The organism is Arthrobacter agilis (genome assembly GCF_030816075.1).
Classification (GTDB): domain Bacteria; phylum Actinomycetota; class Actinomycetes; order Actinomycetales; family Micrococcaceae; genus Arthrobacter_D; species Arthrobacter_D agilis_E.
Genome location: NZ_JAUSXO010000001.1, coordinates 1,225,162 through 1,249,040 on the forward strand (window position 1 = coordinate 1,225,162; position 23,879 = coordinate 1,249,040).

Genomic DNA, 23,879 nt, shown 5'->3' on the forward strand with positions numbered 1-23,879 from the left:
CGGACGACATGGTCCGGACGTGCATCCACAGCGGGCTTTCGAATCCACACTATCCCTTCCGGACAGCGTTGCGCCGTGGGAGGCGAAGAATGTCCTTCCGCGTACGCGGGGGTTGCGCGGCGGTGCTCCGGCCCCTCCGTCCGCGCCCGGCACCGGCCGCGGACGTCGGCGGATCGGCCGGCTGCGCCGCGCATGCCGCGCCGTGCGACAGGGAGGGGCGGGGAGCGCCACGGACCGCGGCGGCCCGCAAGGGGCACGGCGGCGGGACCGGGCCCGATTTCTACACAGCGTAAAAGGGTATGATGGCTATGTCTTTTACTCCGGAAAGAAACGAAAGTGTTGCCTCGTGAAGACCCAGCAGGCCCCTGCTCCGGCACGTTCCCCGCAGGCCCGTCAGGGTTTCGGCCGCAAGGCGAAGGCCTACCTCGCGCTGACGAAGCCCCGCGTGATCGAGCTTCTGCTGGTGACCACTCTTCCCACCATGATCTTCGCGCAGGGCGGCTTCCCGCCGCTCGGGCTCATCCTCGCGACCATGGTCGGTGGCGCACTCGCGGCCGGCAGCGCGGGCGCCTTCAACTGCTACATCGACCGTGACATCGACAAGCTCATGCACCGCACGGAGAACCGTCCGCTCGTCACGGGCGAGGTGACGCCGCGCGAAGCCCTCGCCTTCTCCTGGATCCTCGGCCTCGTGGCGATCGCCGTCCTCTGGTTCGGCGCCAACCCGCTCGCCGGGATGCTCGGCGTCGCGGCGATCTTCCTGTACGTCGTGGTCTACACCCTCGTGCTCAAGCGCCGCACGTCGCAGAACATCGTCTGGGGCGGGGCGGCCGGCTGCATGCCCGTGCTCATCGCCTGGGCCGCCGTCACGCATTCCGTCGAGTGGCCCGCCGTCGTGCTGTTCCTCATCATCTTCCTGTGGACGCCCCCGCACTACTGGCCGCTGTCCATGAAGTACGGCGACGACTACCGTGCGGCCAGCGTCCCCATGCTCGGCGCCATCGCCGGCGCGCGCGTGGTGTCCGTCCAGGTGGTCCTCTACGCCTGGGCGATGGTGGCCTGCTCGCTCCTGCTGATCCCCGCGGGGGCAGGCTGGGTGTACTCCGTCGCGGCGCTCGTCGGCGGCGCCTGGTTCATCCGCGAGTCCCACCGGCTGTACTCGCTGGCCCAGCAGGGCGAGCTGAGCCCCAAGGCCGCCATGAAGGTCTTCCACGGCTCCATCAGCTACCTGACGGTGCTGTTCCTGGCCCTGGCGATCGACCCCTTCGTCGGATCGGCCGTCCTGGCCTGACCCGGCTCGGCCGTCCTGGCCTGACCCGGCGCAGGAGGCGGGCGTCGTCCGCCTAGGCTTGCTGTCATGGACTTCACCGGACTCATCGCCTACCCCATCACCCCGTTCGACGCCGAGGGGTTCGTCAGCCACGACGACCTCCGCGGCCTCGTGAGCGGCCTGGCCGCGTCCGGGATCGACGCCGTCACTGTGCTCGGATCCTCGGGCAGCTTCGCCTACCTGGAGCGCTCCGAACGCGCGCAGGTGGCCCGGACCGCCATCGAGGCGATGGACGGCCGGCTCCCCGTCGCGGTGGGCATCAGCTCCGTCGGCACCCGCGAGGTGCTCGATGCCGCCGTCGACGCCCAGGCGGCCGGCGCCGACGGTCTCGTCCTCTCTCCCGTCTCCTACGTGCCCCTGACCGACGACGAGGTGCTGGCCCAGGTGCGCGCGGTGTGCGCCGTGACGGATCTGCCGGTCTGCCTGTACAACAACCCCGGCACGACGCAGTTCGACTACTCGCTGCGCGTGGTGGCCGAGCTGTCCGCCCTGCCGCAGGTCGTCGCGTTCAAGGACACCGCCGCCGATGCGGAGACCTTCAACGCCCGGCACGCGGAGCTCGCACCGCTCGTGGGGGACGGTTTCAGCCACGGGGTGAGCGGTGACCTGCTCATGCTGACCGGGGAGGTCGCGGCCGACGCGTGGCACAGCGGGCCCGCCGCGCTCCTGCCGACGTACTACGGGCGCCTCCGCGCCGCCGTCGTCGCCGGGGACCGCGCCGAGACCGAGCGCGTGCGCTCCGTCCTCGGACCCCTCGTGGATCACGTGGCAGGGCTGCGGAAGATCAGCGGCCTCCACCTGCTGGCCCGCGCCTGCGGCATCGCCGCGGGAGATCCGCGCCCGCCCCTGCTGCCGAGCCCGGGGTCCGAACTGCGCGAGCTCGGGCGCCTCCTCGACCTCCTGGAAGCGGAGTTCCAGGACCGCTGAGGCGCGGTGCGCCGGCATCGACCGGCGTCGACCTGTCGGCCGCCGCTCCACTCACCACACGATGACGGGCGAGCCGCACGCCGGTGGTGCGGAGGGCGTCTACGCCACGGACTGCCGCTCGCCGGCCCGGGTAGCGGTGGCGGGCAGCGGCTTCGTGGTGGTCCCGGTGTAGAGCGCGTGGACCGCCGCGGCCATGAGCAGCGACGCCCCGAGCATGTGCAGGGCCACGAGGGCGATCGGCAGGTGCAGGAAGTGCTGCGTGTACCCGATGACACCCTGGGCGACGACGATGGCGGCGAGCATCACGAGGGCCTTGCGCAGTGCCCCGTGGACACGGTCGCGGTAGGCGACCACGACGGCAAGGGCCACCGTGGCGACGAGCAGGTACACCGGGAGGGCGTGCAGGCGGGTGACCAGGAGCGCGTCGAGCCCGTTGCGCGCGGCCCCGTGATCTCCGGCGTGCGGGCCGGACCCCGTCACGACGACCCCCAGGAGGACGGCGACCGAGGTGAGCACCGCCGCGATCACGAGCAGGCGGCGCAGGAGCGGCGGCGCGGCCGGTGCGCGGCGTTCCCGGTAGTCCGCCGTGGTGAGCCGCGCACGGTTCACCAGCACCGTGGCGAGCGCGACGAGGACCATCGACACGACGAAGTGGAGTCCCACGATCCAGGGATTGAGGCCGGTCCACACCGTGATGCCGCCGATGACGGCCTGCGCGGGGATGCCCAGGAAGAGCCCGACGGACAGCCGGAACAGGTCCTTGCGCTCCCGCCGCATGCCGAGGACGGCGACGATCATCGCCACGGCGATGACGACCAGCACGAAGGTCAGGAGCCGGTTGCCGAACTCGATGACGCCGTGGAAGCCCATCTCCGGGGTGGTGATGATCGAGTCGGGCGTGCAGCGCGGCCACTCCGGGCAGCCGAGCCCGGACGCCGTGAGGCGGACAGCGCCGCCCGTGACCACGATGGCGATCTGCGAGACCAGGGACGCCACGGCGAGCCGGCGCACGAGCGGCGTCGTGGTGCGGGGGAGGGTGTCCGGGATGCGGGACAGGACGGGGAAGGTCATGCGTTCAGCTCCATTTGAACCAGCGGATGGCCGCCAGACTGGCGAGGGTGGCCCAGGCGAGGAGCACCAGGCACGGGATCGGATCGAGGACGCCGTCCAGGAGGGCGTCCCGCAACCCGTCGCCCAGGGCGGCGGACGGGAGGACGGCGACGAACGGCTCGGCGGCGGCGGGCAGGCTCGCCGCCGGGATGATGACCCCGCCCGCCGCGGCGAGCAGGATCCACACGAGATTGGTGACGGCGAGTGTGGCTTCGGGGCGAAGGGTCCCGGCCACGAGCAGGCCGAGTGCCGTGAAAGCTGCCGAGCCGATGAGCAGCAGGAGCGCCGCCGGGAGCAGTCCCTCGGGCCGAGGCGACCAGCCCATGAGCAGGGCGGCGCCGCCGATCACCACCAGCTGGACGGCGAGGACGGCGGCGACGGCCACCGCCTTGCCGAGGATCAGCCCCGACCGCCCGAGGGGCGTGGTCGAGAGGAAGCGGAGGACGCCGTACCGGCGGTCGAAGCCCGTGGCGATGCCCTGACCGGTGAAGGCCGTGGACATGGTGCAGAGGGCGAGGACGCCGGGAGCGGCGATGTCGATGCGGCTGGGGCCGTACGCGTCGAGCAGCGGCGTGATCACCAGGGCGGTCAGGGCCAGGAGCGGGAGCACGATGGCCAGCACGAGCTGCTCGCCGTTGCGGAGCATGGCCAGCGCCTCGTAGCCGCCGTGGCGCAGCACGCGTGCGGCGAGGGGTGCCGCCGTGCCGGGGGAGGATGGCCGGGCCGCGGCGCTCGTGGTCATCGGATGCTCCGTCCGGAGATGTCGAGGAAGACGTCCTCGAGTGAACGCGGTGCCATGGAGATGGCCGTGGGCATGACGCCGCGCGCATCCCACCACCGGGCGAGATGCGCGATGTCGGCGGCCGTGAGGGCTCCGCGGAGGACGTACTGTCCGGGCTCGTCCTCCCGCTGGTGCAGGTGGGGGAGGAGGTCCGGCGGGATCGTGAGCCCGGGCACGGCCTCGAAGCGCAGCTCACGCATGCCGTCGGCGTCCTGGTCCGCGGTGAGGGCCGCCACGGTGCCCTCGGCGACGGTCCGGCCGCCCTCCAGGATGTACACGTAGTCCGCGAGCTTCTGGGCGTCGTCGAGCAGGTGCGTGGTCAGGATGACGGCGAGGCCGTCCGCCCGCAGCTCGCGGATCAGCTCGAACACGATGGTGCGCGACTGCGGGTCGAGACCGGCGCTCGGCTCGTCGAGGAAGACCACCTCGGGCCGTCCCACGAGGGCGCAGGCGAGGGCCAGGCGCTGCTTCTGCCCGCCCGAGAGCCTCCGGATGGACACGGTGCCGAACTCGTCGAGGCCGAGGCGCTCGGCCAGGGCGTCGACCGGCAGCGGTGAGCTGTACATGGAGGCGACATGCTTCAGGAGGGCCAGCGGGCGCACGGACGGCGGGAGCCCGCCGTCCTGAAGCATGACGCCCACCCTCGCGCGCAGGTGCGGTGTCGCCCGGTAGGGATCCTCGCCGAGCAGGCGCACGGTGCCGCCGTCGGCCCGCTGGAGCCCCTGGGCGCACTCGAGGGTCGTCGTCTTCCCGGCGCCGTTGGCCCCGAGGAGGACCGTCACGGCCCCGCGCTCCGCGCTCAGGCTCACGCCCTCGAGCACGCGCACCATCCGCCCGTCGAGGGCGCCGACGGGACCGAAATCCTTGATGAGACCGTCGATCTCGAGGGCGGGAGGAGGTGTCGGCACCCCTCTATTCTACGTCAGGTAGTAATCCGTCCGGGGCTCCCGATGGGTAGCCTCGCCTAAGTGGTGGCACGGAATACATTAGGTCATGCTTGTGTTGTCTAATGTGTCGCCGATGGGAGGAGAGGACATGACCGCATCACCCCGTGCTGCCTCCGACCCTGCTGCCGGCGCTCCCGCCGGACGGACCGCGCAGATCGTCTCGCCGGACCCGGACGAGCGCACGCGCGACCGCGTGCTGTCCGCGGTCCTCGAACGGGGCCCCGTCAGCGCTGCCGAACTCGGCGACGGCCTCGGGTTCACCCCGGCGGCCATGCGCCGCCACCTCGACGCCCTGTGGCAGGACGGCCTCATCGAGGTCAAGCAGGCACGCAGCTCGGCGACCGGCGCCGGTCGACCGGCACGGCGCTATGTCCTCAGCCAGCGCGGACAGGCCAAGATGGGCAACGACTACCTCGACATCGCCACCGCCGCCCTCGCGCAGCTCGGTGCAGCGGCCGGTCCCGAGGCCATCGAGGAGTTCGCACGGCTGCGGTTCTCCGGCATGGAGGAGCGCTACCGCCCCCTCGTCGAGGCCGCGGGCCCCGATCTCGAGGCACGCGCACGCGCCCTGGCCGCCGCACTCAGCGCCGACGGGTTCGTCGGGTCCACGAAGACCGTGGGCCTGCCCCAGGGACGCGGGACCCGGGTGCTGCCGGCAGGCCGCCCCGTCATGCTCAGCGTCCAGCTCTGCCAGGGGCACTGCCCCATTCAGGGCCTCGCCTCCGCCTTCCCCGCCTTCTGCGAGCAGGAGACCGGCGTGTTCGCCCGCCTGCTCGGCGTCGACGTGCGTCGCCTGTCGACGCTCGCCGCCGGCGGGCACGTCTGCACCACCCACATACCCCTGGGACGGACGACGGCGGTGCCCGCACCGGGCACCCCCGACGCCTCCGGGCCCGCCGCTCCTCCGGCGGAGCCGGCCGCGGCGTCCCCCAGCAACCCAGCAACGTTATCCATCCATCAGCAAGGAAGGCCATGATGACGGATCAAGTAGACCGCAAGCCAGTTGCTTCGGCAGTGCCGGAGTCGGTGATCACCGACATCCTGGAGAAGAACCCCGAGCTCGAGGGCATCGGCACCTACCAGTACGGCTGGGCCGACAAGAACGAGGCGAGCGACAACGCGCGCCGCGGCCTGAGCGAGGAGGTCGTCCGCGACATCTCCGCCAAGAAGAACGAGCCCGAGTGGATGCTCGACCTCCGCCTGAAGGGCCTCAAGTACTTCGACCGCAAGCCCATGCCCGCGTGGGGTGCCGATCTCTCCGGGATCGACTTCGACAACATCAAGTACTTCGTCCGCTCCACCGAGAAGCAGGCGAACACGTGGGAGGACCTCCCCGAGGACATCCGCAACACGTACGAGAAGCTCGGCATCCCCGAGGCCGAGCGCGCCCGCCTCGTGTCCGGCGTCGCCGCCCAGTACGAGTCCGAGGTGGTCTACCACCAGCTGCGCGAGGACCTGGAGCGCCAGGGCGTGATCTTCCTCGACACGGACACCGCGCTGCGTGAGCATCCGGAGATCTTCAAGGAGTACTTCGGCACGATCATCCCGGTCGGCGACAATAAGTTCGCCTCGCTGAACACGGCCGTGTGGTCCGGCGGGTCGTTCGTCTACGTGCCCAAGGGCGTCCACGTCGAGATCCCGCTGCAGGCCTACTTCCGGATCAACACGGAGAACATGGGCCAGTTCGAGCGCACGCTGATCATCGCGGACGAGGACTCCTACGTGCACTACATCGAGGGCTGCACCGCCCCGATCTACACATCCGACTCCCTGCACTCGGCCGTCGTCGAGATCGTGGTCAAGAAGGGCGCCCGCGTCCGGTACACCACCATCCAGAACTGGTCGAACAACGTGTACAACCTCGTCACCAAGCGCGCCATCGCGCACGAGGGCGCCACCATGGAGTGGATCGACGGCAACATCGGCTCGAAGGTCACCATGAAGTACCCCGCCGTGTACCTGGTGGGCGAGCACGCCAAGGGCGAGACCCTCTCCATCGCCTTCGCCGGCGAGGGGCAGCACCAGGACACCGGCTCGAAGATGGTGCACATCGCGCCGAACACCAAGTCCTCGATCATCTCGAAGTCCGTGGCGCGTGGCGGTGGACGGGCCGCCTACCGCGGCCTCGTCCAGGTCCGCGACGGCGCCAAGCACTCCGCGAACACGGTGCGCTGCGACGCGCTGCTCGTGGACACCATCTCCCGCTCGGACACGTACCCGTACGTGGACATCCGCGAGGACGACGTGACGATGGGCCACGAGGCCACGGTGTCGCGTGTCAGCGAGGAGCAGCTGTTCTACCTCATGTCCCGCGGGCTCCCCGAGGACGAGGCCATGGCCATGATCGTGCGCGGCTTCATCGAGCCGATCGCCCGTGAGCTGCCCATGGAGTACGCGCTCGAGCTGAACCGGCTGATCGAACTGCAGATGGAAGGGGCCGTAGGCTAGCAATGGCTGAGACCACCCACACGGAAATTTCACCCGCCGCCCCCGAGGGAGAGGTCACCGATCTCGGCGACCTCGACGAGAAGGCACGCCTCGGCGCGCCGTCGGGCGCCGCGGACCGCTCCACCGCGATCGACGGGTTCACGGAGGAGGGCGAGAGCCTCTCCGCCCGGAACACCGGGTCCGAGCAGCTCGGCCTCAAGAAGCACAGCCACGGCAACGCCCCCGTGGTGCCCGAGGCCTCGCGCGGGGAGCGGCGCCGGTCCTTCGACCTCGCCGACTTCCCCGCCCTCACGGGCCTCGAGGAGGACTGGCGGTTCACCCCGCTCAAGCGCCTCCGCGGGCTGCACACCGACGAACTTACCGGGGCGGCCCCCGCCGTCGAGGTCACCGGCGCCGGGAACGTCACCGTCGAGACGGTGGACCGCAGCGATGCCCGCCTGGGCTCCGCGGCGACGCCCGAGGACCGCGTCTCCGCCGCGGCGTGGAACGCCTTCTCCGAGGCGACCGTCATCACCATCCCGAAGGAGACGGTGGCCGACGGCGAGGTCATGGTCAGCATCACCGGGTCGGCCTCCGAGGTTGCGGCGCAGCACCTCCACATCCATGCCGAGGCCTTCTCCAGGGCCGTCGTCGTCCTGGACCACTCCGGTTCGGCCACCCTCGCCCAGAACGTCGAGATCGTCGTCGGCGACGGCGCGGAACTGACCGTCGTGAGCGTCCAGGAATGGGACGACGACGCCGTCCACGTCTCCTCGCAGCAGGCGAAGGTGGGCCGCGACGCCCGCTACAAGCACGTCGTGGTCAGCCTCGGCGGCGACCTCGTGCGCCTCACGCCGTCGTCGATCTTCACCGCCACCGGCGCTGAGGTCGAGATGTACGGGCTGTACTTCGCCGACGCCAGCCAGCACCTCGAGCAGCGCCTCCTGGTGGACCACGCCGTGCCGAACTGCAAGTCCCGCGTCACCTACAAGGGCGCGCTGCAGGGCGACAACGCGCACACCGTGTGGGTGGGCGATGTGCTGATCCGCAAGGCCGCCGAGGGGACGGACACCTACGAGACGAACCGCAACCTGATCCTCACGGACGGCGCGCGGTCCGATTCGGTGCCGAACCTCGAGATCGAGACGGGCCTCATCGAAGGTGCGGGACACGCCAGCGCCACCGGGCGCTTCGACGACGAGCACCTGTTCTACCTGATGGCGCGCGGCATCCCCGAGAAGGCCGCACGCCGCCTGGTGGTCCGCGGCTTCCTCACCGAGGTCATCCAGCAGATCAAGGTGCCCCGCCCTCGAGGAGAGGCTCTCCGAGTCGGTGGAGCGCGAGCTCGCGGCAGGGAACCTCTGATGGCCGACGGGCCCCGCGGCGAGCTGATCTGCGATGTGGGCGACATCGAGGTCAAGCAGGCGCTGCGCGTGCTGATCGACGACTATCCCGTCGTCATCGTCCGCGATTCGGACGGCGAGATCCACGCACTGGGCGACACCTGCTCGCACGCGGACATCTCGCTGTCCGAGGGCGACGTCGAGGGCTGCGCCATCGAATGCTGGGGCCACGGGTCCCAGTTCGACCTGCGCAGCGGCCAGCCGCTGCAGCTCCCGGCGTACGAGCCCGTCCCGGTGTTCGCACTCGAGATCCACGACGGCAACGTCTACGTCGACATCACGACGGTCACCAACGGAGCCCCCGCGCCGCAGTTCGGCTGACGCCGCGGTCCACGCACTTCCTGCACACTTCCTGCACAGCAGGCGAAGGAGAGAGAACACACGATGTCCACACTTGAAATCAAGGACCTGCACGTCAGCATCGACACCGAGCAGGGCAACGTCCCCATCCTCAAGGGCGTCACGCTGACCATCAACACCGGTGAGACCCACGCCATCATGGGTCCCAACGGCTCCGGCAAGTCGACCCTCGCCTCGACGATCGCCGGCCACCCCCGGTACAAGGTCGACAGCGGATCGATCACGCTCGACGGCGAGGACGTCCTGTCCATGAGCGTCGACGAGCGCGCCCGCGCCGGCCTCTTCCTCGCCATGCAGTACCCGGTCGAGGTCCCCGGCGTCACCATGACCAACTTCCTGCGCACGGCCAAGACCGCGCTCGACGGCGAAGCCCCGAGCCTGCGGCACTGGACCAAGGACGTCAAGAACGCCATGGCCCAGCTGCGCATCGACGCCGACTTCGCCCAGCGCAACGTCAACGAGGGCTTCTCCGGCGGCGAGAAGAAGCGCGTGGAGATCCTGCAGCTGGAGCTCTTCCGTCCGAAGTTCTCGATCCTCGACGAGACCGATTCCGGTCTCGACGTCGACGCCCTGAAGGTGGTCTCCGAGGGAGTCAACCGCGAGCACTCGAAGGGCGAGATGGGCACGCTGCTCATCACGCACTACACGCGGATCCTGCGCTACATCAAGCCGGACTTCGTGCACGTCTTCGTTGCGGGCCGGATCGCCGAGGAGGGTGGCCCGGAACTCGCGGACCGCCTCGAGGAAGAGGGCTACGATCGGTTCACGGCGCAGTCCGCGGTCGAGGCCTAGGACCACTGTCCCGGCGCCCCGGCGTGCCGATCGCTTTGACCATCGCCTGAAAGGAAGAGTCGCATGAGTGATGTACAGCAGGCGCAGACCGCGCTGGACGACATCGAGGAAGCCCTGCGGGACGTGATCGACCCGGAACTCGGCGTGAACGTCGTGGACCTCGGTCTCCTGTACGGCCTGAACTACGCGGAGGACGGCGCCCTCCTGATCGACATGACGCTCACCACCGCGGCCTGCCCGCTGACCGACGTGCTCGAGGAGCAGGTCGGCCAGGCGCTGGACGGCGTCGTGGACGAGTGGCGGCTGAACTGGGTGTGGATGCCGCCGTGGGGTCCCGAGCGGATCACCGAGGACGGCCGCGACCAGATGCGTGCCCTCGGCTTCAACATCTGAGGTCGAACGCAGGCGTGCTGCCCGCGGGAAGGGCGGTTCCGGCATGCGCCGGGACCGCCCTTCCGTCATCGGGCCGTCATCGGTCAGGAGAGGGACCGGGAGGGACCGGGACGTCACAACGTGGGGCCGGCGCCCGTGCCGCAGCGGCGAGGCCCGGGTCGCACCCCGAGCCACAGACGGGCCTCACCTGCCCTGGCGGCCGTCCTCCTCGGCGTCGCCCAGGCCCCGAGCGGCGAGGGCCTCACCCGTGCGGTGGGCGTAGGCCACGGCGCCGACGACCAGCGGCGTGACCGCGACGCGCGGATTCCGGTCGAGCCCGCGTGCCCGGGCCGCGTCGCGGACGTCGACGAACAGGCCCGCGAGGTAGGGGATGCTGCGCAGCATGATGGACAGCGCCAGGGCGAACCGTTCCGGATCGGCGCCCACCACGCGGAACGGCCGCGCCAGCCGCGCCACGCCGTCGAGCAGGTCCTGCAGCGGCGTCGTCAGCGTCACGGCCCGCGCCGCGAGCAGGCATGCCGCGATGCCCCCCACCACGGCGAACGCCTGCGGCCACCCCTGGAACAGGCCCTGATAGAGCGCGAGGATCCCCAGCACGGGCGCCGCCGGCAGGAGCATCCTGAGGACGCGCGCCGGGGAGCACCGCGCTCCGAGGGTCAGGGCGCCGAGGGTGAGCACGAGGGCGACGGCGCTGGTCGCCGGCGACCGCCAGGCGACCACGACGACGGTGCAGGCGAGGGCCGCGACGGCCTTGACCGGCAGCGGCGTCCGGTACAGGAAGCCGGAGCCGGGCCGGTAGAGGCCGAGGGTGCTGCCGTATCCCCTCACGTCCGCCCCGTCCCGGTCGTCGCGAGACGGCGGTAGTGGGCGACGGCCTCGGCCGGTGGCCCGTCGAAGACGATCCGGCCGTCGTCGACGACGAGCGTGCGGTCGCTCTCGAGGGCGAAGTCGAGGTTGTGCGTCGTGAAGACGACCTGCTGGTCGAGGCCGGCGATGAGCTCGCGGACCCGGGCGTCGTTGCGCAGGTCCAGCAGCGTGGTCGGCTCGTCGGCGACGAGCACGCGCGGCTCCACGGCGAGCACGACGGCGAGGGCGAGGATCTGCCGTTCGCCGCCCGAGAGGTCGTAGATGCTGCGGTCGGCGAGGTGGTCCACGCCGAAGCGGCGCAGGACCGCCTCGCCCCGCGCCCGGCGGTCCGCTGCCGCCGTCTTCCGGGACCGGAGGGACAGCTCGACGTCCTCGCGGCCCGTGGGCATGACGAGCTGGGAGAACGGGTCGGTGAACACGAAGCCGACGCTGCGGCGGACGGCGCGCCCCTCGGACTGGGTGTCGCGCCCGAGGACACGGACCGACCCGGTGGTGGGGACGAGGAGGCCATTGACGAGGCGCAGGAGGGTGGACTTGCCGGAGCCGTTGGCGCCGATCACCGAGATCCGCCGCTCGGCGAGCGTCAGCGTGAGCGGATGGAGGAGCGTCCGGCCGTCGTCGGTGCGGACGCCCGCGCCGCTGAACTCGATCACGCGGTCCCGCGCCGCCCGGCGAGCAGGCGCGGGAAGGCACGGTGGACGGACACGGCGAGCACCGCGGCGAGCAGATTCTTCAGCACGTCCCCGGGCAGATAGGCGGCGTCCACGAGGATCGCATCGCGCAGGGGCAGGCCCGCGTTGACCACCAGTCCCGCGATGCCGAGGGGGTGGACGGTCAGGAGGCTCGCGGCGAGGCACGCGAGGAACAGCAGTGCGGTCCGGAAGCGCTGCGTCCTCCGGAGGACGGCGACGGCCAGCAGGCCCGCGACGAGGGCCGCGAGCGGGAATGCCACGAGGTACCCGGCGGACGGCCCGGCGAGCACGCCGAAGCCTCCGCTGAACCCGCTGAACACCGGGAGGCCGATCAGCCCGGCGACGAGATAGAGCAGGACGGCCGCCGTTCCGCGTGCCGGTCCGAGCACCACCCCTGCCAGCATCACGCCGAGCGTCTGCAGGGTAATGGGCACCCCGAGCGGGCCCACCGGTATTCCGGGTAGGATTGCAAGGGCGGCGATGAGGGCGGCGAAGACCGCGACCAGCGAGAGATCGGTGGTGTCCCACCGCTTGCGGGACGACGGCCGGCTGCTGCGGGCCGGTCCAGCATCGGTTTTCCCGGCTGGCTGCATGGCACATCCTCCTTCAGCGGGCCGGAGTCGCACCGGCCACTCCGGTGATATGTCGGTTCCCTCCAGCCGCACCTGCTTCTGTACCGAGACTAGCGCCGGTCATCAGGGACTCCCTTGTGGGATTCCTACAACAAACGCCGTCTCCGGCACCATCGAAAGGCCCACCGTGATTAGCGTATCGAACCTGGAGCTCCGGGCCGGAGCCCGCCTGCTGATGGACGAGGTCTCCTTCCGGGTGGACCGGGGTGACAAGATCGGGCTCGTGGGCCGCAACGGCGCCGGGAAGACGACGCTCACGAAGGTGCTGGCCGGTGAGTCCCTGCCGGCCGGTGGTACCGTGTCCCGCTCGGGGGAGATCGGGTACCTGCCCCAGGACCCGCGGACGCCGAACATGGAGCAGCTCGCCCGCGACCGCATCCTCTCGGCCCGCAACCTCGACGCCGTCGTGGGGGAGCTCCGGCAGGCGCAGGAGGACATGGCGAGCGAGAAGACGTCCGTGCGCAACAAGGCCATGGCCCGCTACGACCGCATCGAGGCCGCCTTCCTCGCCGGGGGCGGGTACGCCGCGGAAGCCGAAGCGGCGTCGATCTCCTCCAACCTGGCGCTGCCCGAGCGCATCCTCAACCAGCCCCTGAAGACGCTCTCCGGTGGCCAGCGCCGCCGCGTCGAACTGGCCCGCATCCTGTTCTCGGGTGCCGAGACCATGCTGCTCGACGAACCGACGAACCACCTCGACGCCGATTCCATCACCTGGCTCCGCGACTTCCTCAAGAACCACCAGGGCGGCCTGATCGTGATCAGCCACGACGTGGAGCTCCTCGAGGCGACCGTCAACAAGGTGTTCCAGCTGGATGCGAACCGGGCGACGATCGACATCTACAACATGGGCTGGAAGCGCTACCAGCTGCAGCGCGAGACGGATGAGCGTGCCCGCAAGCGTGAGCGAGCGAACGCTGAGAAGAAGGCGCAGGTCCTCATGGACCAGGCGAACAAGATGCGGGCCAAGGCGTCCAAGGCCGTCGCCGCCCAGAACATGGCCAAGCGCGCCGAGCGGCTGCTCGGCGGGCTCGACGCGGTCCGTGCCTCCGACCGCGTCGCGGCCCTGCGTTTCCCGGACCCGTCGCCGTGCGGCAAGACCCCCATGACCGCGGAGGGCCTCAGCAAGTCCTACGGCTCGCTCGAGATCTTCACCGACGTCGACCTGGCCATCGACCGCGGATCCAAGGTGGTGATCCTCGGACTCAACGGTGCGGGGAAGACGACGCTGCTGCGCATGCTCGCTGGCGTGGACAAGCCCGACACCGGGCAGGTCATCGCCGGCCACGGCCTGAAGGTCGGGTACTACGCGCAGGAGCACGAGACGCTCGACACGCAGCGGACGGTGCTGGAGAACATGAAGTCCTCCGCCCCGGACATGCAGGACGCCGAGGTGCGCGGCATCCTCGGCTCGTTCCTGTTCTCCGGCGACGACGTCAACAAGCCGGCCGGCGTGCTCTCCGGCGGCGAGAAGACCCGCCTGGCACTCGCCACCATCGTCGCGTCGTCCGCCAACGTGCTGCTCCTCGACGAGCCGACGAACAACCTGGACCCGGCCAGCCGCGCCGAGATCCTCGGCGCTCTCAAGAACTACAGCGGCGCCGTGGTCATGGTCAGCCACGACGAGGGAGCGGTGGACGCCCTCGATCCCGAGCGCGTGGTCCTGCTGCCCGACGGCGTCGAGGACCTGTGGAACGCGGACTACCTGGAACTCGTCACCCTGGCCTAGGCGGCGCGGGCCGGCACTCGGTCAGGCGGCGTCGACCGACCGCGATTCGAGGGCCGGGACGGCGCGCATCGGCGGGTGCCCGATCGCGTCGCGGCGTTTCGGACTCGTCCAGATCCCGCTCGAGCCGGCCGGGATGAACGCCCTCGGGATCTGGCTCAGGCAGATCGCCGCATCCAGCATGCGCACCAGGGGGAACAGCAGCCCGAAGAGCAGGTAGACGGGCCGTTTCAGGACCGCGGCCGCGAGGACGGACAGCAGGAAGTCGGGCAGGAGGACGCCGACGAGCACGGCTTCCAGCGGCAGGACGTTCGCGAGCCAGTCCAGGGGCATCGGTACCCGCTGCATCTCGGGCGGGAGCGCGTCGAAGATCAGCGAGAGTGCCAGCAGGGGCAGCAGGGTCAGCAGCAGGACACCGCTGACGACGATCTCGATGATGTGCACCCAGAGGTTGACCCAGAACTTCGAGAAGCGGAACCGGTAGCGCCTGACGGTCTGCCAGAAGCCGAGGTTCCAGCGCCTGATCTGGCGCATGTAGTCGCCGAGGTTGTCGGGATCCTCGGTGTAGGCCACCGCCGCCGAGGGATGGAAGGCGATGCGTCCGAGCTTCCTCGCATGCACGTCGAACGTCATGTTGAAGTCCTCGATGACCAGGCCCCGGCCCGCGACGTCGATGTGCTTGAGCACCGACGTGCGGTACATGCTCGCGAAGCCCGGGACGATGTTCACGACGTTCGCCGCCTTGGCTGCCTGCCCGTACTTGAGCATGAGCTGGACGATCAGGTAGAGCCTGTCCCGGTAGGCCACGAGGAAGCGTCCGAGCAGCGGCGCCCTGCCGGTCCCGACGATGGACTTGGCCCGGCCGGCGACGGCGACGACCCCCGGGTCCGCGAAGAGGGGGAGACCGGTGGTCAGGTAGTCCTTCGTGGGGCGGGTGTCCGCGTCGAGGATGAGGACCACCTCGAAGCGGTCGCAGAGCTCGAAGTACCTGATGCCCTCCGCCAGGGCACCGGCCTTCCCGCGGTTGACCTTCAGGTCCAGGACGTTGACGCCCAGCTCCTGGGCGATCCGGACGGTGGCGTCGGTGGACTTGTCGGAGACCACGTGGATGTTCTCGGGCGCCACCAGCTGCGCCGCCGCCCGGAGCGACCGCTCGATCGAGGCGGCCTCGTTGTGCGCGGCGATCAGGATCGCCACCGCGCCGGGGTCGGGTGTGCCCGGCGGCGGGCCGTCCCCGCGGGGGGAGGTCACGCGGCGGTACACCTCGCCGAGGCTGCGCCCGATCCCCACGAGGCTCCAGAAGGTGGTGCTGATACCGACCACCAGCAGGACCACGAGTAGCAGTGTCAGGAAGTCCATGATTCTCCGTTATCGAGGCGTCGGGTGAAGGGGAACATCGCGCGGCCCGCTCACTGGACCTGGCTGGTGGTGATCACGCGCAGCCAGGGTCCGTCGGGGACGTCCTCGGCATCGACGAACTGCCAGTCGACGCGGTCGTCCTGGCCGTCCAGGTTGCTGTAGCCCAGGCAGCCGTTGATGGCGGGGGACACGTCGAGTCCCGCGCCGTTGTACTCGGTGCTCGCGGGCCGCCGGTCGTCCTCGCCGAAGACGTAGGCGCTGTCGTCGTACAGCGCCGGCCCCGCATCCTGGATCTGCCCATAGCAGACGGCGTCGCCCTTCCTCAGCTTCACCCAGCGGTTCTTCATGAAGCTGTGGCGGCTGCTCGTCAGGAGCGCGGGATTGTCCGCGGCCTCCTCGGCAGCCCAGGGGATCACGGTGCCGCGCTGGGCGAAGGCTTCGGGATTGTTGAGGTCGTCGAACGGCAGGTCCAGGTAGAAGGGGTTCTCCAGGGGCGTCATGCTGCTGGGGAAGTAGCCGTTCCCGGCCACGCGTGGCTCGGTGCTGCACCCGTCGGCCGTCTCGATGCCGTCGCACCCGCCGTAGCTCTCCATCCACCGCGAGTCGTAGGTGGAATAGACCTGGCTGCCGTCCTCGGCGTCGGGGTCGTGGATCTCGCCGACCCAGAAGGTCGTGGAGACGATGTCCGTGTGCCACGGGTATTTCTCGTGACCCTGGGAGACGACGATCACCGTCGTGCACGCGACGAGCACCGCGACGGCGGCGACGGCCAGCACGATGGTGCGCCGGGTCTTTCGGGTGCGCACTGCCACCTCGGGATCCTCTTCCGTTGTCGGTTCGCGGAGGGACAGGCCGGTCCCGCCCGGGGTCGGTGCGTCGCCCGCGCCCGCCTGCCGCATCACCATGACGACGCCAGGTTGTTCAGGGGAGCGAGGTTGTACAGGGACGCCAGGCTGTCCGCCGGCGCGGAGAATGTCCGCCGCACCTGCGCCAGGGTGGCCCCGACGGTGCGTGACACGAATTCGTCCCATGTGATGTCCACTTCCTGGCTGTAGTCGTCGGTGACGAGCGTCCCGGCCTCCCGGAGGTTCAGGCCGAAGCTCAGTCCGTCGACGCCGTCGGGGACCGGCGGCGTCGTGAAGGTCGCGTGGAGCCATTCCTCGGTCGGGAGGTAGGGAGGGCTCGAGGTCCAGTGCCGCCAGGCCCCGTCCTCGTCACGGACGTAGATCTCGAACTGCGTCTCTCCCGTCGACCTGTACCAGGCGCCGAGATCGTACGCCCTGCCCGCCTCCACCGGAGGGGAACACGTGCCCAGGTCCATCACCGGGAGCAGCTTGGCATCACCGCCCACGTAGTCCGCCAGGTCCAGCCGGGCGGCGGCGTCGCCGGTGCGGGCGTCCTCCACCATGGTGAAGGAGGGGTGGTTCTCCCCCCAGCCGACGCCCTGCCAGCAGGCCGGCAGGGCGTCGAGGTGGCCGGGTGTCTCCAGGCCGTGGTTCCGGACGAGGTTCCCGGAGCGGGGTTTCGGCGGGTAGTCCATCGTGGCCTGCTCCGGTCCTCCGATGACCTCGCGCACCGTCCTGACCTCGGTGCCGAGCGCGGAGCGTGCGGCCAGCCACGCCACGAAGTCCTCGAACACCGATGGGCGGACGGACAGCGTGTTGCCGGAGTCGTCGACGTGGTGGAACGTCAGCTGCAGCCACCCACCCGTGGTCTCGGCCTCGGTGACGGCGCTCTGGAGGTCCGCCAGGGTCCAGGTGTTCTCGACCTGGTTCGGTGCCCTGGTCCTGAAGGGATCGGCGGGCGCGATGGTCTCGGCGACCGGGCAGTTCCTGCAGGTGTACGTCACCCGCGGGACCTCCGGGCTCTTGATGTCGCCCAGGCCCCGGGCGCTGTTGTAGCCGCACCCCTCGACGATCCGCTCCAGGTTGAGGCTGGCTTCACCGAAGGGGTAGGCGAAGTCGGTGGCGTCGAATCCGAGTTCCACCAGTTTGCTCCTGTCGTTGCACACTTGGCGCTGCGCCTCCTCGGCGTCCATCTCCGCCAGATCGGCGTGGTTGACGGTGTGGCCGCCGATCTCATGACCGGCGGCCTCGAGGTCTCGCAGCTGGGCGAGGGTCATCCTGGTCGGCAGCGCGTCCCCCGGCCCCGGCTCCTCCGCGATCAGGCCCGACGACACGAAGAAGGTGCCCTTGAGTCCGTGGCTGGTGAGCACCCGGGCGGCGTCGACCTGGTCGTCGTTGCCGTCGTCGAAGGTCAGGCTCACCACCGTCGACGGTGCAGGCGCATCGTCGGCGGCGGTCTCGGCGCGCACGGAGGCGAACGCCGGTGCCGATCCGCCGAGCGACGCACCGAGCAGGAGGACGAGGAGCAGCAGCGCCACCGTCGTGCCGACCGGATCCGCGGGATACCCTGGGTCCCCGTTGCCGGGGCGACGTGCGGCCCGCCGCTGGAGGATCCTCGGGACCCTCCTGCGACGGGTGCGTGTCACCTACTGGCTCCTGCCGGCACCTCGCCCGAAGCGGTCGAGAGCATCGACTTGGCCACCTTGAGGATGATCGTGTCCACGGTCGTGGTCGGCTTGAACCGGACGAGGCGCCCCGCGAGCGAGTTGTCGGGCACCCTGCGCCGCATGTCCTCGTAGCCTGCGCCGTAGGCCTCCTCGTAGGGGACGAGGCTGACGACGCTGCTGCTGCCGAGCAGCTTGATCGCCCTCTCCGCCAGATCGAGGATGGAGATCTCCTGCAGGCCGCCCAGGTTCACGGCGAGCCCGCGGGTGGCGGGCTCCTCCGCGATCCGTACCATCGCCGGGATGACGTCCCCGACGTAGGAGAAGCAGCGGGTCTGCCGGCCGTCCCCGTACACGGTGAGCGGCTCTCCCCGGAGTGCCTGGCCCACGAGGTTCGGTACCACCATGCCGTAGCGGCCGGTCTGGCGCGGCCCGACGGTGTTGAACAGGCGGACGATGGAGACCTGCAGCCCGTACTCGCACCAGTAGGCGTGGGCGAAGGCCTCGTCGATCCCCTTGGCCGCGGCGTAGGTCCACCGCGACTTGAGCGGTGAGCCGAGGATGCGGTCGGAGTCCTCGGACAGGCGGTCCGCGGTGTTCTTGCCGTAGATCTCGCTGGTCGAGGCCAGGAGCAGGTCCACACCGGCGTCCCGGCAGGCGTCGAGGACCACCTCCGTGCCGTGGATGTTGGTCCGCAGGCTCTCGAGGGGGTGATCCACGATCAGGTGCACGCCGACCGCGGCCGCCAGGTGGAAGACGCGGTCGGATCCGCTGATCACCGCGCGGACGGCGTCGCGGTCGAGGATGCTGCCCTCGTGGAACGTGAAGGCCGGATTGTCCCGCACGTCCCTGAGGTTCTCCAGCGAACCGGTGGACAGGTCGTCCAGCACCGTGACGGTGTCGCCGGCGTTCAGCAGATATTCGGTGAGGTGGCTGCCGATGAAGCCGGCGCCGCCCGTGATGACAGTTCTCATGCTTGTTCTCCCAGCTGAAATGGTTGGAGGCTGATTTGTCTAGAGGTGGTAGATGTTCGACCCGAGGGGGAGACGGAACGTCGAGTCCAGGACCGGGACCTCGGGGGAGATCCAGGTGACGTCCGCCGCGCTGTGCGCCGTGTGCAGGAGGATCAGATCGGCCTGGAAGGCGTCCGGCTCCGCGTCGTGCTCGAGCATGGTGCCGTCACCGAGGCGCACGGTGGGGATCAGGTGGTCGTGGTAGGCGACGACCGCTCCCTCGTCCATGAGGCTCGACAGGATCTCGAGCGCCGGCGACTCCCGCAGGTCCTCGACGTCGGGCTTGTAGGCGACGCCGACGACCAGGATCCGGGCGGAGTGCAGGCCCATGTCGCGGTCGGAGAGGATCTTGCGGATCCGGTCCACCACCTTGCCCGGCCGGGCGGCGATCGCGTTCATCGCCTGCTCGATCACCGGGGTGGACAGCCGCAGCTTCCGCATCTGCCAGAGCAGGTAGTGCGGATCGCACGGGATGCAGTGGCCTCCCACGCCCGGGCCCGGCGTGAACGCCATGAAGCCGTAGGGCTTCGTCGCCGCGGCCCCGATCACTTCCATGACGTCCAAATCCAGCGAATGGGACATATCGGCGAATTCGTTCGCCAGGCCGATATTTACGGCACGGAAGGTATTCTCGACGAGTTTCGTCATCTCGGCGGCGTCCGCGGAACTCACGACATGAATGGATCGCGTATAGGTGCCGATAAGGGCCACGGCCGCCGTCGTGCAACTCTTCGTGATTCCGCCGACCACGCGGGGTACGTCCTCGTGCGCGAAATTGTCGGCCCCGGGGTTTATGCGTTCCGGGCTGAAGGCGAGGTGGATATTGCTTCCGGGGATCAGCCCGCGCCGGGCCAGGGGGGTCGCCAGCAGATCCCGTGTGGTGCCGACGTATGTGGTGGAGGTCAGGAGCAGCAGCTGACCGCTCACGGCCTGTTCGACGACGGTCTCGCAGGCGCTGCTGAGGATCGCCAGATCGGGGACCAGGTAGGCGTCGACCGGTGTGGGGACGCAGATGATGACTGCCGCGGCCTGGGAAAGACGTGCCGAGTCAGTGGTCAGTTCGAAGTACGGGTCGGCCAGGGCCTGGGTCAGGCGCTCCCGGTCGGAAGTCACGAGGTCGGCGCGGCCGCTCCGGATGACGTCCAGGCGGACCGGGCTCGCGTCGACGCCGAGGACCCGTGCGCCGGCGGCGGTGAACGCCAGCGCGGTCGGCAATCCGACGTATCCCATGCCGACGATCGCGACGTCGAATTCGAAGGCCGGTTCCTGTTGTTCCAGGGCCGTGTCGAATAGCGTGGTGGATGAGTCCAAGAGCTTCGGTGCGCTGTGCCTGTTCGATAACTGCGGACCAGCAACCAGATTTCCAGTCATAACTTCGTCCTTTTTTGAGCGGCGATACCGTCGCTGGTTCGGGAGGTGACCAACAAATGCCCGGCATTTTTGAGAGGAGCCGTGGAACAATGGCGACGTGCGCTGAATTCATCGCCCGTCGCTAGAACTCTACGAAGGGCTTTCCGCTCGCACACGAGTGAATTCCACTCGACTCCGCCACGAAACACTTGCAAGTACCACCTGTGGACCCCTGCCGACTACCCGTTGGGGCACGAGTCATTACTGGCGTGGCCGTCGCCGCGGGTCTAGGGTATTCGCCCTGTTCGCGCCGGACGGCAGCCGTTAGGGTGATGGCGTGGACTTCGACTGGCTCCGGATCTCGTGCCTGTCCTTCCCCGGCGCCTACGAGGACTATCCCTTCGGCCCGGGCATCGCGGTGTTCCGTGTCCGGGCGGATCGGCGGGCGGATCGGCGGGTGGCTCGGGGCGATCAGGAGGGCGGGACGCGGCATCCCGGGAAGATCTTCGCCCTCGCCGGGGTGGACGCGGACCCGCCGTCGATCTCCCTGAAGTGCGATCCGGCCCTCGCCGAGCAGCTGCGGGCGGCCCATCCCGAGATCACGGGCGCGTGGCACCTCAACAAGAAGCACTGGAACGGGGTGAGGCTCGACGGCGGCCTCCCGGCCGCGACGGTGCGGGACATGATCGAGGACTCCTACGACCTCGTCGTCGCGTCCCTGCCCGCAGCGGACCGGCGGGCACTGGGCTGGCCGGTCCACGCCCCGTCGGAGGTCACCTGAAAGGACCCACGAGGAGTGCGCCGCGCGGTGCCCGGAGGGCGCGCCGGGTGGGGGACAGCGAGCGGCGGCTAGCGGATGCCCTGCGCGTCGAGGATGGCGTCCTCCTCCTCCTCGGAGGAGGGCCGGCGGCGCCGGCGGTCCGGGCGGGGAGCGGCGCCGTCCTGCTCGGCGTCGCTCCTGCGCTGCTGCCGCGCCGCGTAGCCCAGGCCCACGAAGGCCAGCACGCCGAAGGCGAACCACTGCAGGGAGTAGGAGAGATGCGGGCCCTCGTCGATGGAGGGCTTCGGCGCGGCGATCGGGGTCTCCGCGGCCGCCGGCCGTTCGAGGGCGAGGAGGCCGTAGGCGGCGTCCTGCAGCGGGTAGTCGAGCGTGTCCGCGAGCGCCGGGAGGTCGATGGAGGCCACCTGGCCCTCGGGAGCGCCGCGGTTGACCGCGGGTTCGCCCGGCTTCGTCCGGGCGGTGACCTCGACCCGGCCGGCGGGCGGGGCGGGGATCTCGTCGGGGTGTCCGGCTTCGGCGTTGCCGATGGGCAGCCAGCCGCGGTCGATGACGACGGCCGTGCCGTCGTCGAGCCTGAGGGGTGTCAGGACCTCGTAGCCCGGCTGTCCGTTCAGCGGGCGGTTGCGGACCACCACCTGGTGCTCGACGTCGTACGTCCCGACGAAAGTGACGGGTGTCCACTCGCTATCCGGGTCGTACCTGTCGAATCCGTTCGTCCCGGGCAGGTAGCGCGCCGGCGAGGCGTCGTAGTTGGCCTCGATGCGCTGGATGTTCTCCACCACGGCTTCGCGGCGGTCGAGCTGCCAGCGGCCGAGCCCCACGCAGCCCGCGGCCAGCACGATCACCATGGCCAGCCAGCCGAGCCAGCGGGCGGACAAGAGGAAGCGGTACACCTAGCGGGTCTCCATCGGTCGGTCGGCGGTGAGGGGGAGGGTCTGCTTCCAGAGGCCGCGGTCCCGGAGGTAGTCCTCGAACCACGCGACGTGGTCGGGGCACGATGCCCACGCCTTACGGCGCTCGGGCGTGTGGATGCGCGGGTTGTTCCACAGCAGCTGCCACGCGGCGTCCTGCCGGCAGCCCTTGCGCGAGCACACGGGGACCTCACCCGCCGCACGCTGCGGTGCCGCGAACAGCGAGAGACCCGCCGTCGATGCGACCGCGGGTCCCGGGGGCGGCACTGCGTCAGGCACCGGGGGTACCGGGCCCGGCCGCGTGGGAACCGTGCGCGCGGTCCGCGGTGTCGTCGATGACCTCGCCGCTCAGGACGGCCTCGCCGTCGTCAGGGTCGGTGTCGAGGACCTTCGCCTCGATCTCGCGGACCGGGGCGCGGTCGATCAGCGCATCGCTGTGGCGGATGTTGCTCGTGTCACTGCCGCCGTTCGCCACGATCACGGCGAAGTACGGCAGGAACACCGCTCCGGCGATCATGACCCACTGCAGCCACACATAGGGGACCACGAAGACCAGGACGAAACAGACGAGACGGATGCTCATCGACACCGTGTACCTGATCATGCGGGTGCGCATCTCGTCGCTGTGTCCGACACGAGCGTCGGAGATGCTGTGGACGTCTGTGTTGTGCTTCGATTTGTTGCTCATCACACTCCAAAGAGACTCCCTCAATTGTCTCACTCCGGGCTCCGTTCCCGAAGTTGAGGGATGCCCCGCTAGGATCGTCGGGATAGTTTGACGGAGACAAGGTGGGCCGCTGCCGGCCCACGGACAGAGGAGTTCCCCCTTGGCACCTGGTGCAGACAGCAAGACGACGGCGACCGGTCGGAGCGTCCTCATCACAGGCGGCAACCGGGGCATCGGGCTTGCTATCGCAAAGGTATTCGTAGCCAACGGCGACAAGGTTGCCATCACCTACCGAAGTGGTGACGTCCCCGAGGGGATGCTCGGCGTCAGGGCCGACGTGACGAGCGAGGAGCAGATCGACGCCGCCTTCACGCAGGTCGAGGCCGAGCACGGCCCGGTGGAGGTCCTCGTGGCCAACGCCGGCATCACCCGCGACGTCCTGCTCCTGCGCATGAGCGAGAGTGACTTCACCGACGTCATCGACACCAACCTCACGGGGGCGTTCCGCGTGGTCAAGCGCGCCTCCCGCGGCATGATCCGCCTCCGGCGCGGCCGCGTCATCCTGATCTCGAGCGTCACGGGCCTGTACGGCGCGCCGGGGCAGATCAACTACTCGGCGTCCAAGGCGGGCCTCGTCGGCATCGCCCGGTCCCTGACCCGGGAGCTGGGCTCCCGCGGCATCACGGCGAACGTCGTCGCCCCCGGCTTCATCGACACCGACATGACGGCCGAACTGCCGGAGGAGACCCGCAAGAGCTACCTCGCCACGATCCCCGCCGGGCGCTTCGCATCCCCCGACGAGGTGGCCGGGGTCGTGTCCTGGCTGGCCGGTGACGCCGCCGGCTACATCTCGCGGTGCGGTCATCCCGGTCGACGGCGGCCTCGGCATGGGCCACTGACACCCG

The 23,879-nt window shown here is 69.9% G+C and carries 23 protein-coding genes and 2 pseudogenes; 11 read left to right on the forward strand and 14 right to left on the reverse strand.

What is annotated here, in order from left to right:
- Positions 1-346 precede the first annotated feature (346 nt).
- Both QFZ50_RS05395 and QFZ50_RS05400 read left to right on the forward strand, forming a co-directional pair.
- Positions 347-1,291, forward strand: a complete 945-nt coding sequence (locus QFZ50_RS05395) for a heme o synthase (protein WP_307082632.1) — start codon at positions 347-349, stop codon at positions 1,289-1,291.
- A gap of 66 nt (positions 1,292-1,357) precedes the next feature.
- Complete coding sequence (locus tag QFZ50_RS05400) at positions 1,358-2,257, forward strand: dihydrodipicolinate synthase family protein (protein ID WP_307082635.1); 900 nt, start codon at positions 1,358-1,360, stop codon at positions 2,255-2,257.
- Between the two features lie 99 nt (positions 2,258-2,356).
- Here QFZ50_RS05400 and QFZ50_RS05405 read toward each other — a convergent pair whose 3' ends face one another.
- Genes QFZ50_RS05405 through QFZ50_RS05415 form a run of 3 tightly spaced genes read right to left on the reverse strand, consistent with a single transcriptional unit; the run spans position 2,357 to position 5,056 of the window.
- Positions 2,357-3,328, reverse strand: coding sequence for a COX15/CtaA family protein (locus QFZ50_RS05405; protein WP_307082637.1), 972 nt, complete (start codon positions 3,326-3,328; stop codon positions 2,357-2,359).
- A 4-nt stretch (positions 3,329-3,332) separates the two neighbouring features.
- Positions 3,333-4,109: an ABC transporter permease gene (locus tag QFZ50_RS05410; protein ID WP_307082639.1), complete on the reverse strand. Its 777-nt coding sequence runs from the start codon at positions 4,107-4,109 to the stop codon at positions 3,333-3,335.
- The gene (locus tag QFZ50_RS05415) at positions 4,106-5,056 is read right to left on the reverse strand and encodes an ABC transporter ATP-binding protein (protein ID WP_307082641.1); all 951 of its coding nucleotides are present in this window, start codon (positions 5,054-5,056) and stop codon (positions 4,106-4,108) included. Before QFZ50_RS05415 ends, QFZ50_RS05410 begins: the two co-directional genes overlap by 4 nt.
- 127 nt (positions 5,057-5,183) lie before the next feature.
- Between QFZ50_RS05415 and QFZ50_RS05420 the strand changes: the two genes are divergently transcribed.
- From QFZ50_RS05420 to QFZ50_RS05445, 6 genes and pseudogenes are all read left to right on the forward strand, one after another.
- Complete coding sequence (locus QFZ50_RS05420; protein ID WP_307082643.1) at positions 5,184-6,071, forward strand: helix-turn-helix transcriptional regulator; 888 nt, start codon at positions 5,184-5,186, stop codon at positions 6,069-6,071.
- Complete coding sequence (gene sufB, locus QFZ50_RS05425; RefSeq protein ID WP_307082645.1) at positions 6,071-7,543, forward strand: Fe-S cluster assembly protein SufB; 1,473 nt, start codon at positions 6,071-6,073, stop codon at positions 7,541-7,543. Before QFZ50_RS05420 ends, sufB begins: the two co-directional genes overlap by 1 nt.
- Positions 7,544-7,545: 2 nt before the next feature.
- Positions 7,546-8,887, forward strand: a pseudogene (gene sufD / locus QFZ50_RS05430) (Fe-S cluster assembly protein SufD).
- Positions 8,887-9,246, forward strand: coding sequence for a non-heme iron oxygenase ferredoxin subunit (locus QFZ50_RS05435; RefSeq protein WP_307082647.1), 360 nt, complete (start codon positions 8,887-8,889; stop codon positions 9,244-9,246). Before sufD ends, QFZ50_RS05435 begins: the two are co-directional and overlap by 1 nt.
- Positions 9,247-9,309: 63 nt before the next feature.
- A complete protein-coding gene (gene sufC / locus QFZ50_RS05440; protein WP_307082649.1) occupies positions 9,310-10,077 on the forward strand; it encodes a Fe-S cluster assembly ATPase SufC in 768 nt (255 codons plus the stop codon).
- Between the two features lie 63 nt (positions 10,078-10,140).
- Positions 10,141-10,470 (forward strand): metal-sulfur cluster assembly factor, encoded by a 330-nt coding sequence (locus QFZ50_RS05445; protein WP_307082651.1) that lies wholly within the window; start codon positions 10,141-10,143, stop codon positions 10,468-10,470.
- A 183-nt stretch (positions 10,471-10,653) separates the two neighbouring features.
- Here QFZ50_RS05445 and QFZ50_RS05450 read toward each other — a convergent pair whose 3' ends face one another.
- The 3 genes from QFZ50_RS05450 to QFZ50_RS05460 are packed head-to-tail and all read right to left on the reverse strand — an operon-like array spanning position 10,654 to position 12,622.
- The gene (locus QFZ50_RS05450) at positions 10,654-11,298 is read right to left on the reverse strand and encodes an energy-coupling factor transporter transmembrane component T family protein (protein ID WP_307082652.1); all 645 of its coding nucleotides are present in this window, start codon (positions 11,296-11,298) and stop codon (positions 10,654-10,656) included.
- Positions 11,295-11,990 (reverse strand): energy-coupling factor ABC transporter ATP-binding protein, encoded by a 696-nt coding sequence (locus QFZ50_RS05455; protein ID WP_307082655.1) that lies wholly within the window; start codon positions 11,988-11,990, stop codon positions 11,295-11,297. The genes QFZ50_RS05450 and QFZ50_RS05455 overlap by 4 nt, the downstream gene beginning before the upstream one ends.
- A complete protein-coding gene (locus QFZ50_RS05460) occupies positions 11,987-12,622 on the reverse strand; it encodes a biotin transporter BioY (RefSeq protein ID WP_307082658.1) in 636 nt (211 codons plus the stop codon). Before QFZ50_RS05460 ends, QFZ50_RS05455 begins: the two co-directional genes overlap by 4 nt.
- Before the next feature lie 166 nt (positions 12,623-12,788).
- On the opposite strand from QFZ50_RS05460, the gene QFZ50_RS05465 reads away from it, so the two are divergent.
- Positions 12,789-14,387 carry an ABC-F family ATP-binding cassette domain-containing protein gene (locus tag QFZ50_RS05465; RefSeq protein ID WP_307082660.1) on the forward strand — a complete coding sequence of 533 codons (1,599 nt, stop codon included), beginning with the start codon at positions 12,789-12,791 and terminating at the stop codon, positions 14,385-14,387.
- A 21-nt stretch (positions 14,388-14,408) separates the two neighbouring features.
- On the opposite strand, the gene QFZ50_RS05470 is transcribed toward QFZ50_RS05465, so the two are convergent.
- From QFZ50_RS05470 to QFZ50_RS05490, 5 genes are all read right to left on the reverse strand, one after another.
- Entirely contained in the window at positions 14,409-15,743 is a 1,335-nt protein-coding gene (locus tag QFZ50_RS05470) for a glycosyltransferase family 2 protein (RefSeq protein WP_307082662.1), read from the reverse strand.
- A 50-nt stretch (positions 15,744-15,793) separates the two neighbouring features.
- Positions 15,794-16,555, reverse strand: a complete 762-nt coding sequence (locus QFZ50_RS05475; RefSeq protein WP_307082664.1) for a hypothetical protein — start codon at positions 16,553-16,555, stop codon at positions 15,794-15,796.
- 86 nt (positions 16,556-16,641) lie between these two features.
- On the reverse strand, positions 16,642-18,234 hold the full coding sequence (locus QFZ50_RS05480; protein ID WP_307082666.1) for a polysaccharide deacetylase family protein: 1,593 nt from the start codon (positions 18,232-18,234) through the stop codon (positions 16,642-16,644).
- Positions 18,231-19,226 (reverse strand): NAD-dependent epimerase/dehydratase family protein, encoded by a 996-nt coding sequence (locus tag QFZ50_RS05485; protein ID WP_307082667.1) that lies wholly within the window; start codon positions 19,224-19,226, stop codon positions 18,231-18,233. The genes QFZ50_RS05480 and QFZ50_RS05485 overlap by 4 nt, the downstream gene beginning before the upstream one ends.
- Before the next feature lie 39 nt (positions 19,227-19,265).
- Positions 19,266-20,576 (reverse strand): nucleotide sugar dehydrogenase, encoded by a 1,311-nt coding sequence (locus QFZ50_RS05490; protein WP_307082669.1) that lies wholly within the window; start codon positions 20,574-20,576, stop codon positions 19,266-19,268.
- A 376-nt stretch (positions 20,577-20,952) separates the two neighbouring features.
- Between QFZ50_RS05490 and QFZ50_RS05495 the strand changes: the two genes are divergently transcribed.
- The gene (locus tag QFZ50_RS05495) at positions 20,953-21,396 is read left to right on the forward strand and encodes an MmcQ/YjbR family DNA-binding protein (protein ID WP_307082671.1); all 444 of its coding nucleotides are present in this window, start codon (positions 20,953-20,955) and stop codon (positions 21,394-21,396) included.
- A gap of 68 nt (positions 21,397-21,464) precedes the next feature.
- On the opposite strand, the gene QFZ50_RS05500 is transcribed toward QFZ50_RS05495, so the two are convergent.
- The 3 genes from QFZ50_RS05500 to QFZ50_RS05510 are packed head-to-tail and all read right to left on the reverse strand — an operon-like array spanning position 21,465 to position 22,995.
- A complete protein-coding gene (locus QFZ50_RS05500) occupies positions 21,465-22,289 on the reverse strand; it encodes an SURF1 family cytochrome oxidase biogenesis protein (RefSeq protein WP_307082673.1) in 825 nt (274 codons plus the stop codon).
- Complete coding sequence (locus QFZ50_RS05505; protein ID WP_307086685.1) at positions 22,290-22,529, reverse strand: hypothetical protein; 240 nt, start codon at positions 22,527-22,529, stop codon at positions 22,290-22,292.
- A gap of 49 nt (positions 22,530-22,578) precedes the next feature.
- Positions 22,579-22,995: a DUF3099 domain-containing protein gene (locus tag QFZ50_RS05510; RefSeq protein WP_307082675.1), complete on the reverse strand. Its 417-nt coding sequence runs from the start codon at positions 22,993-22,995 to the stop codon at positions 22,579-22,581.
- Positions 22,996-23,134: 139 nt separating this feature from the next.
- On the opposite strand from QFZ50_RS05510, the pseudogene fabG reads away from it, so the two are divergent.
- Positions 23,135-23,873: pseudogene (fabG, locus tag QFZ50_RS05515) on the forward strand (3-oxoacyl-ACP reductase FabG).
- Positions 23,874-23,879 lie beyond the last annotated feature (6 nt).

Coding starts and splice junctions, on each gene's coding strand:
- QFZ50_RS05460 (WP_307082658.1), bottom strand. CDS start 12,622: ATGCAGCCAGCCGGGAAAACCGATGCTGGACCGGCCCGCAGCAGCCGG.
- QFZ50_RS05485 (WP_307082667.1), bottom strand. CDS start 19,226: ATGAGAACTGTCATCACGGGCGGCGCCGGCTTCATCGGCAGCCACCTC.
- QFZ50_RS05470 (WP_307082662.1), bottom strand. CDS start 15,743: ATGGACTTCCTGACACTGCTACTCGTGGTCCTGCTGGTGGTCGGTATC.
- sufB (WP_307082645.1), top strand. CDS start 6,071: ATGACGGATCAAGTAGACCGCAAGCCAGTTGCTTCGGCAGTGCCGGAG.
- QFZ50_RS05405 (WP_307082637.1), bottom strand. CDS start 3,328: ATGACCTTCCCCGTCCTGTCCCGCATCCCGGACACCCTCCCCCGCACC.
- sufC (WP_307082649.1), top strand. CDS start 9,310: ATGTCCACACTTGAAATCAAGGACCTGCACGTCAGCATCGACACCGAG.
- QFZ50_RS05420 (WP_307082643.1), top strand. CDS start 5,184: ATGACCGCATCACCCCGTGCTGCCTCCGACCCTGCTGCCGGCGCTCCC.
- QFZ50_RS05400 (WP_307082635.1), top strand. CDS start 1,358: ATGGACTTCACCGGACTCATCGCCTACCCCATCACCCCGTTCGACGCC.
- QFZ50_RS05510 (WP_307082675.1), bottom strand. CDS start 22,995: ATGAGCAACAAATCGAAGCACAACACAGACGTCCACAGCATCTCCGAC.
- QFZ50_RS05435 (WP_307082647.1), top strand. CDS start 8,887: ATGGCCGACGGGCCCCGCGGCGAGCTGATCTGCGATGTGGGCGACATC.
- QFZ50_RS05410 (WP_307082639.1), bottom strand. CDS start 4,109: ATGACCACGAGCGCCGCGGCCCGGCCATCCTCCCCCGGCACGGCGGCA.
- QFZ50_RS05445 (WP_307082651.1), top strand. CDS start 10,141: ATGAGTGATGTACAGCAGGCGCAGACCGCGCTGGACGACATCGAGGAA.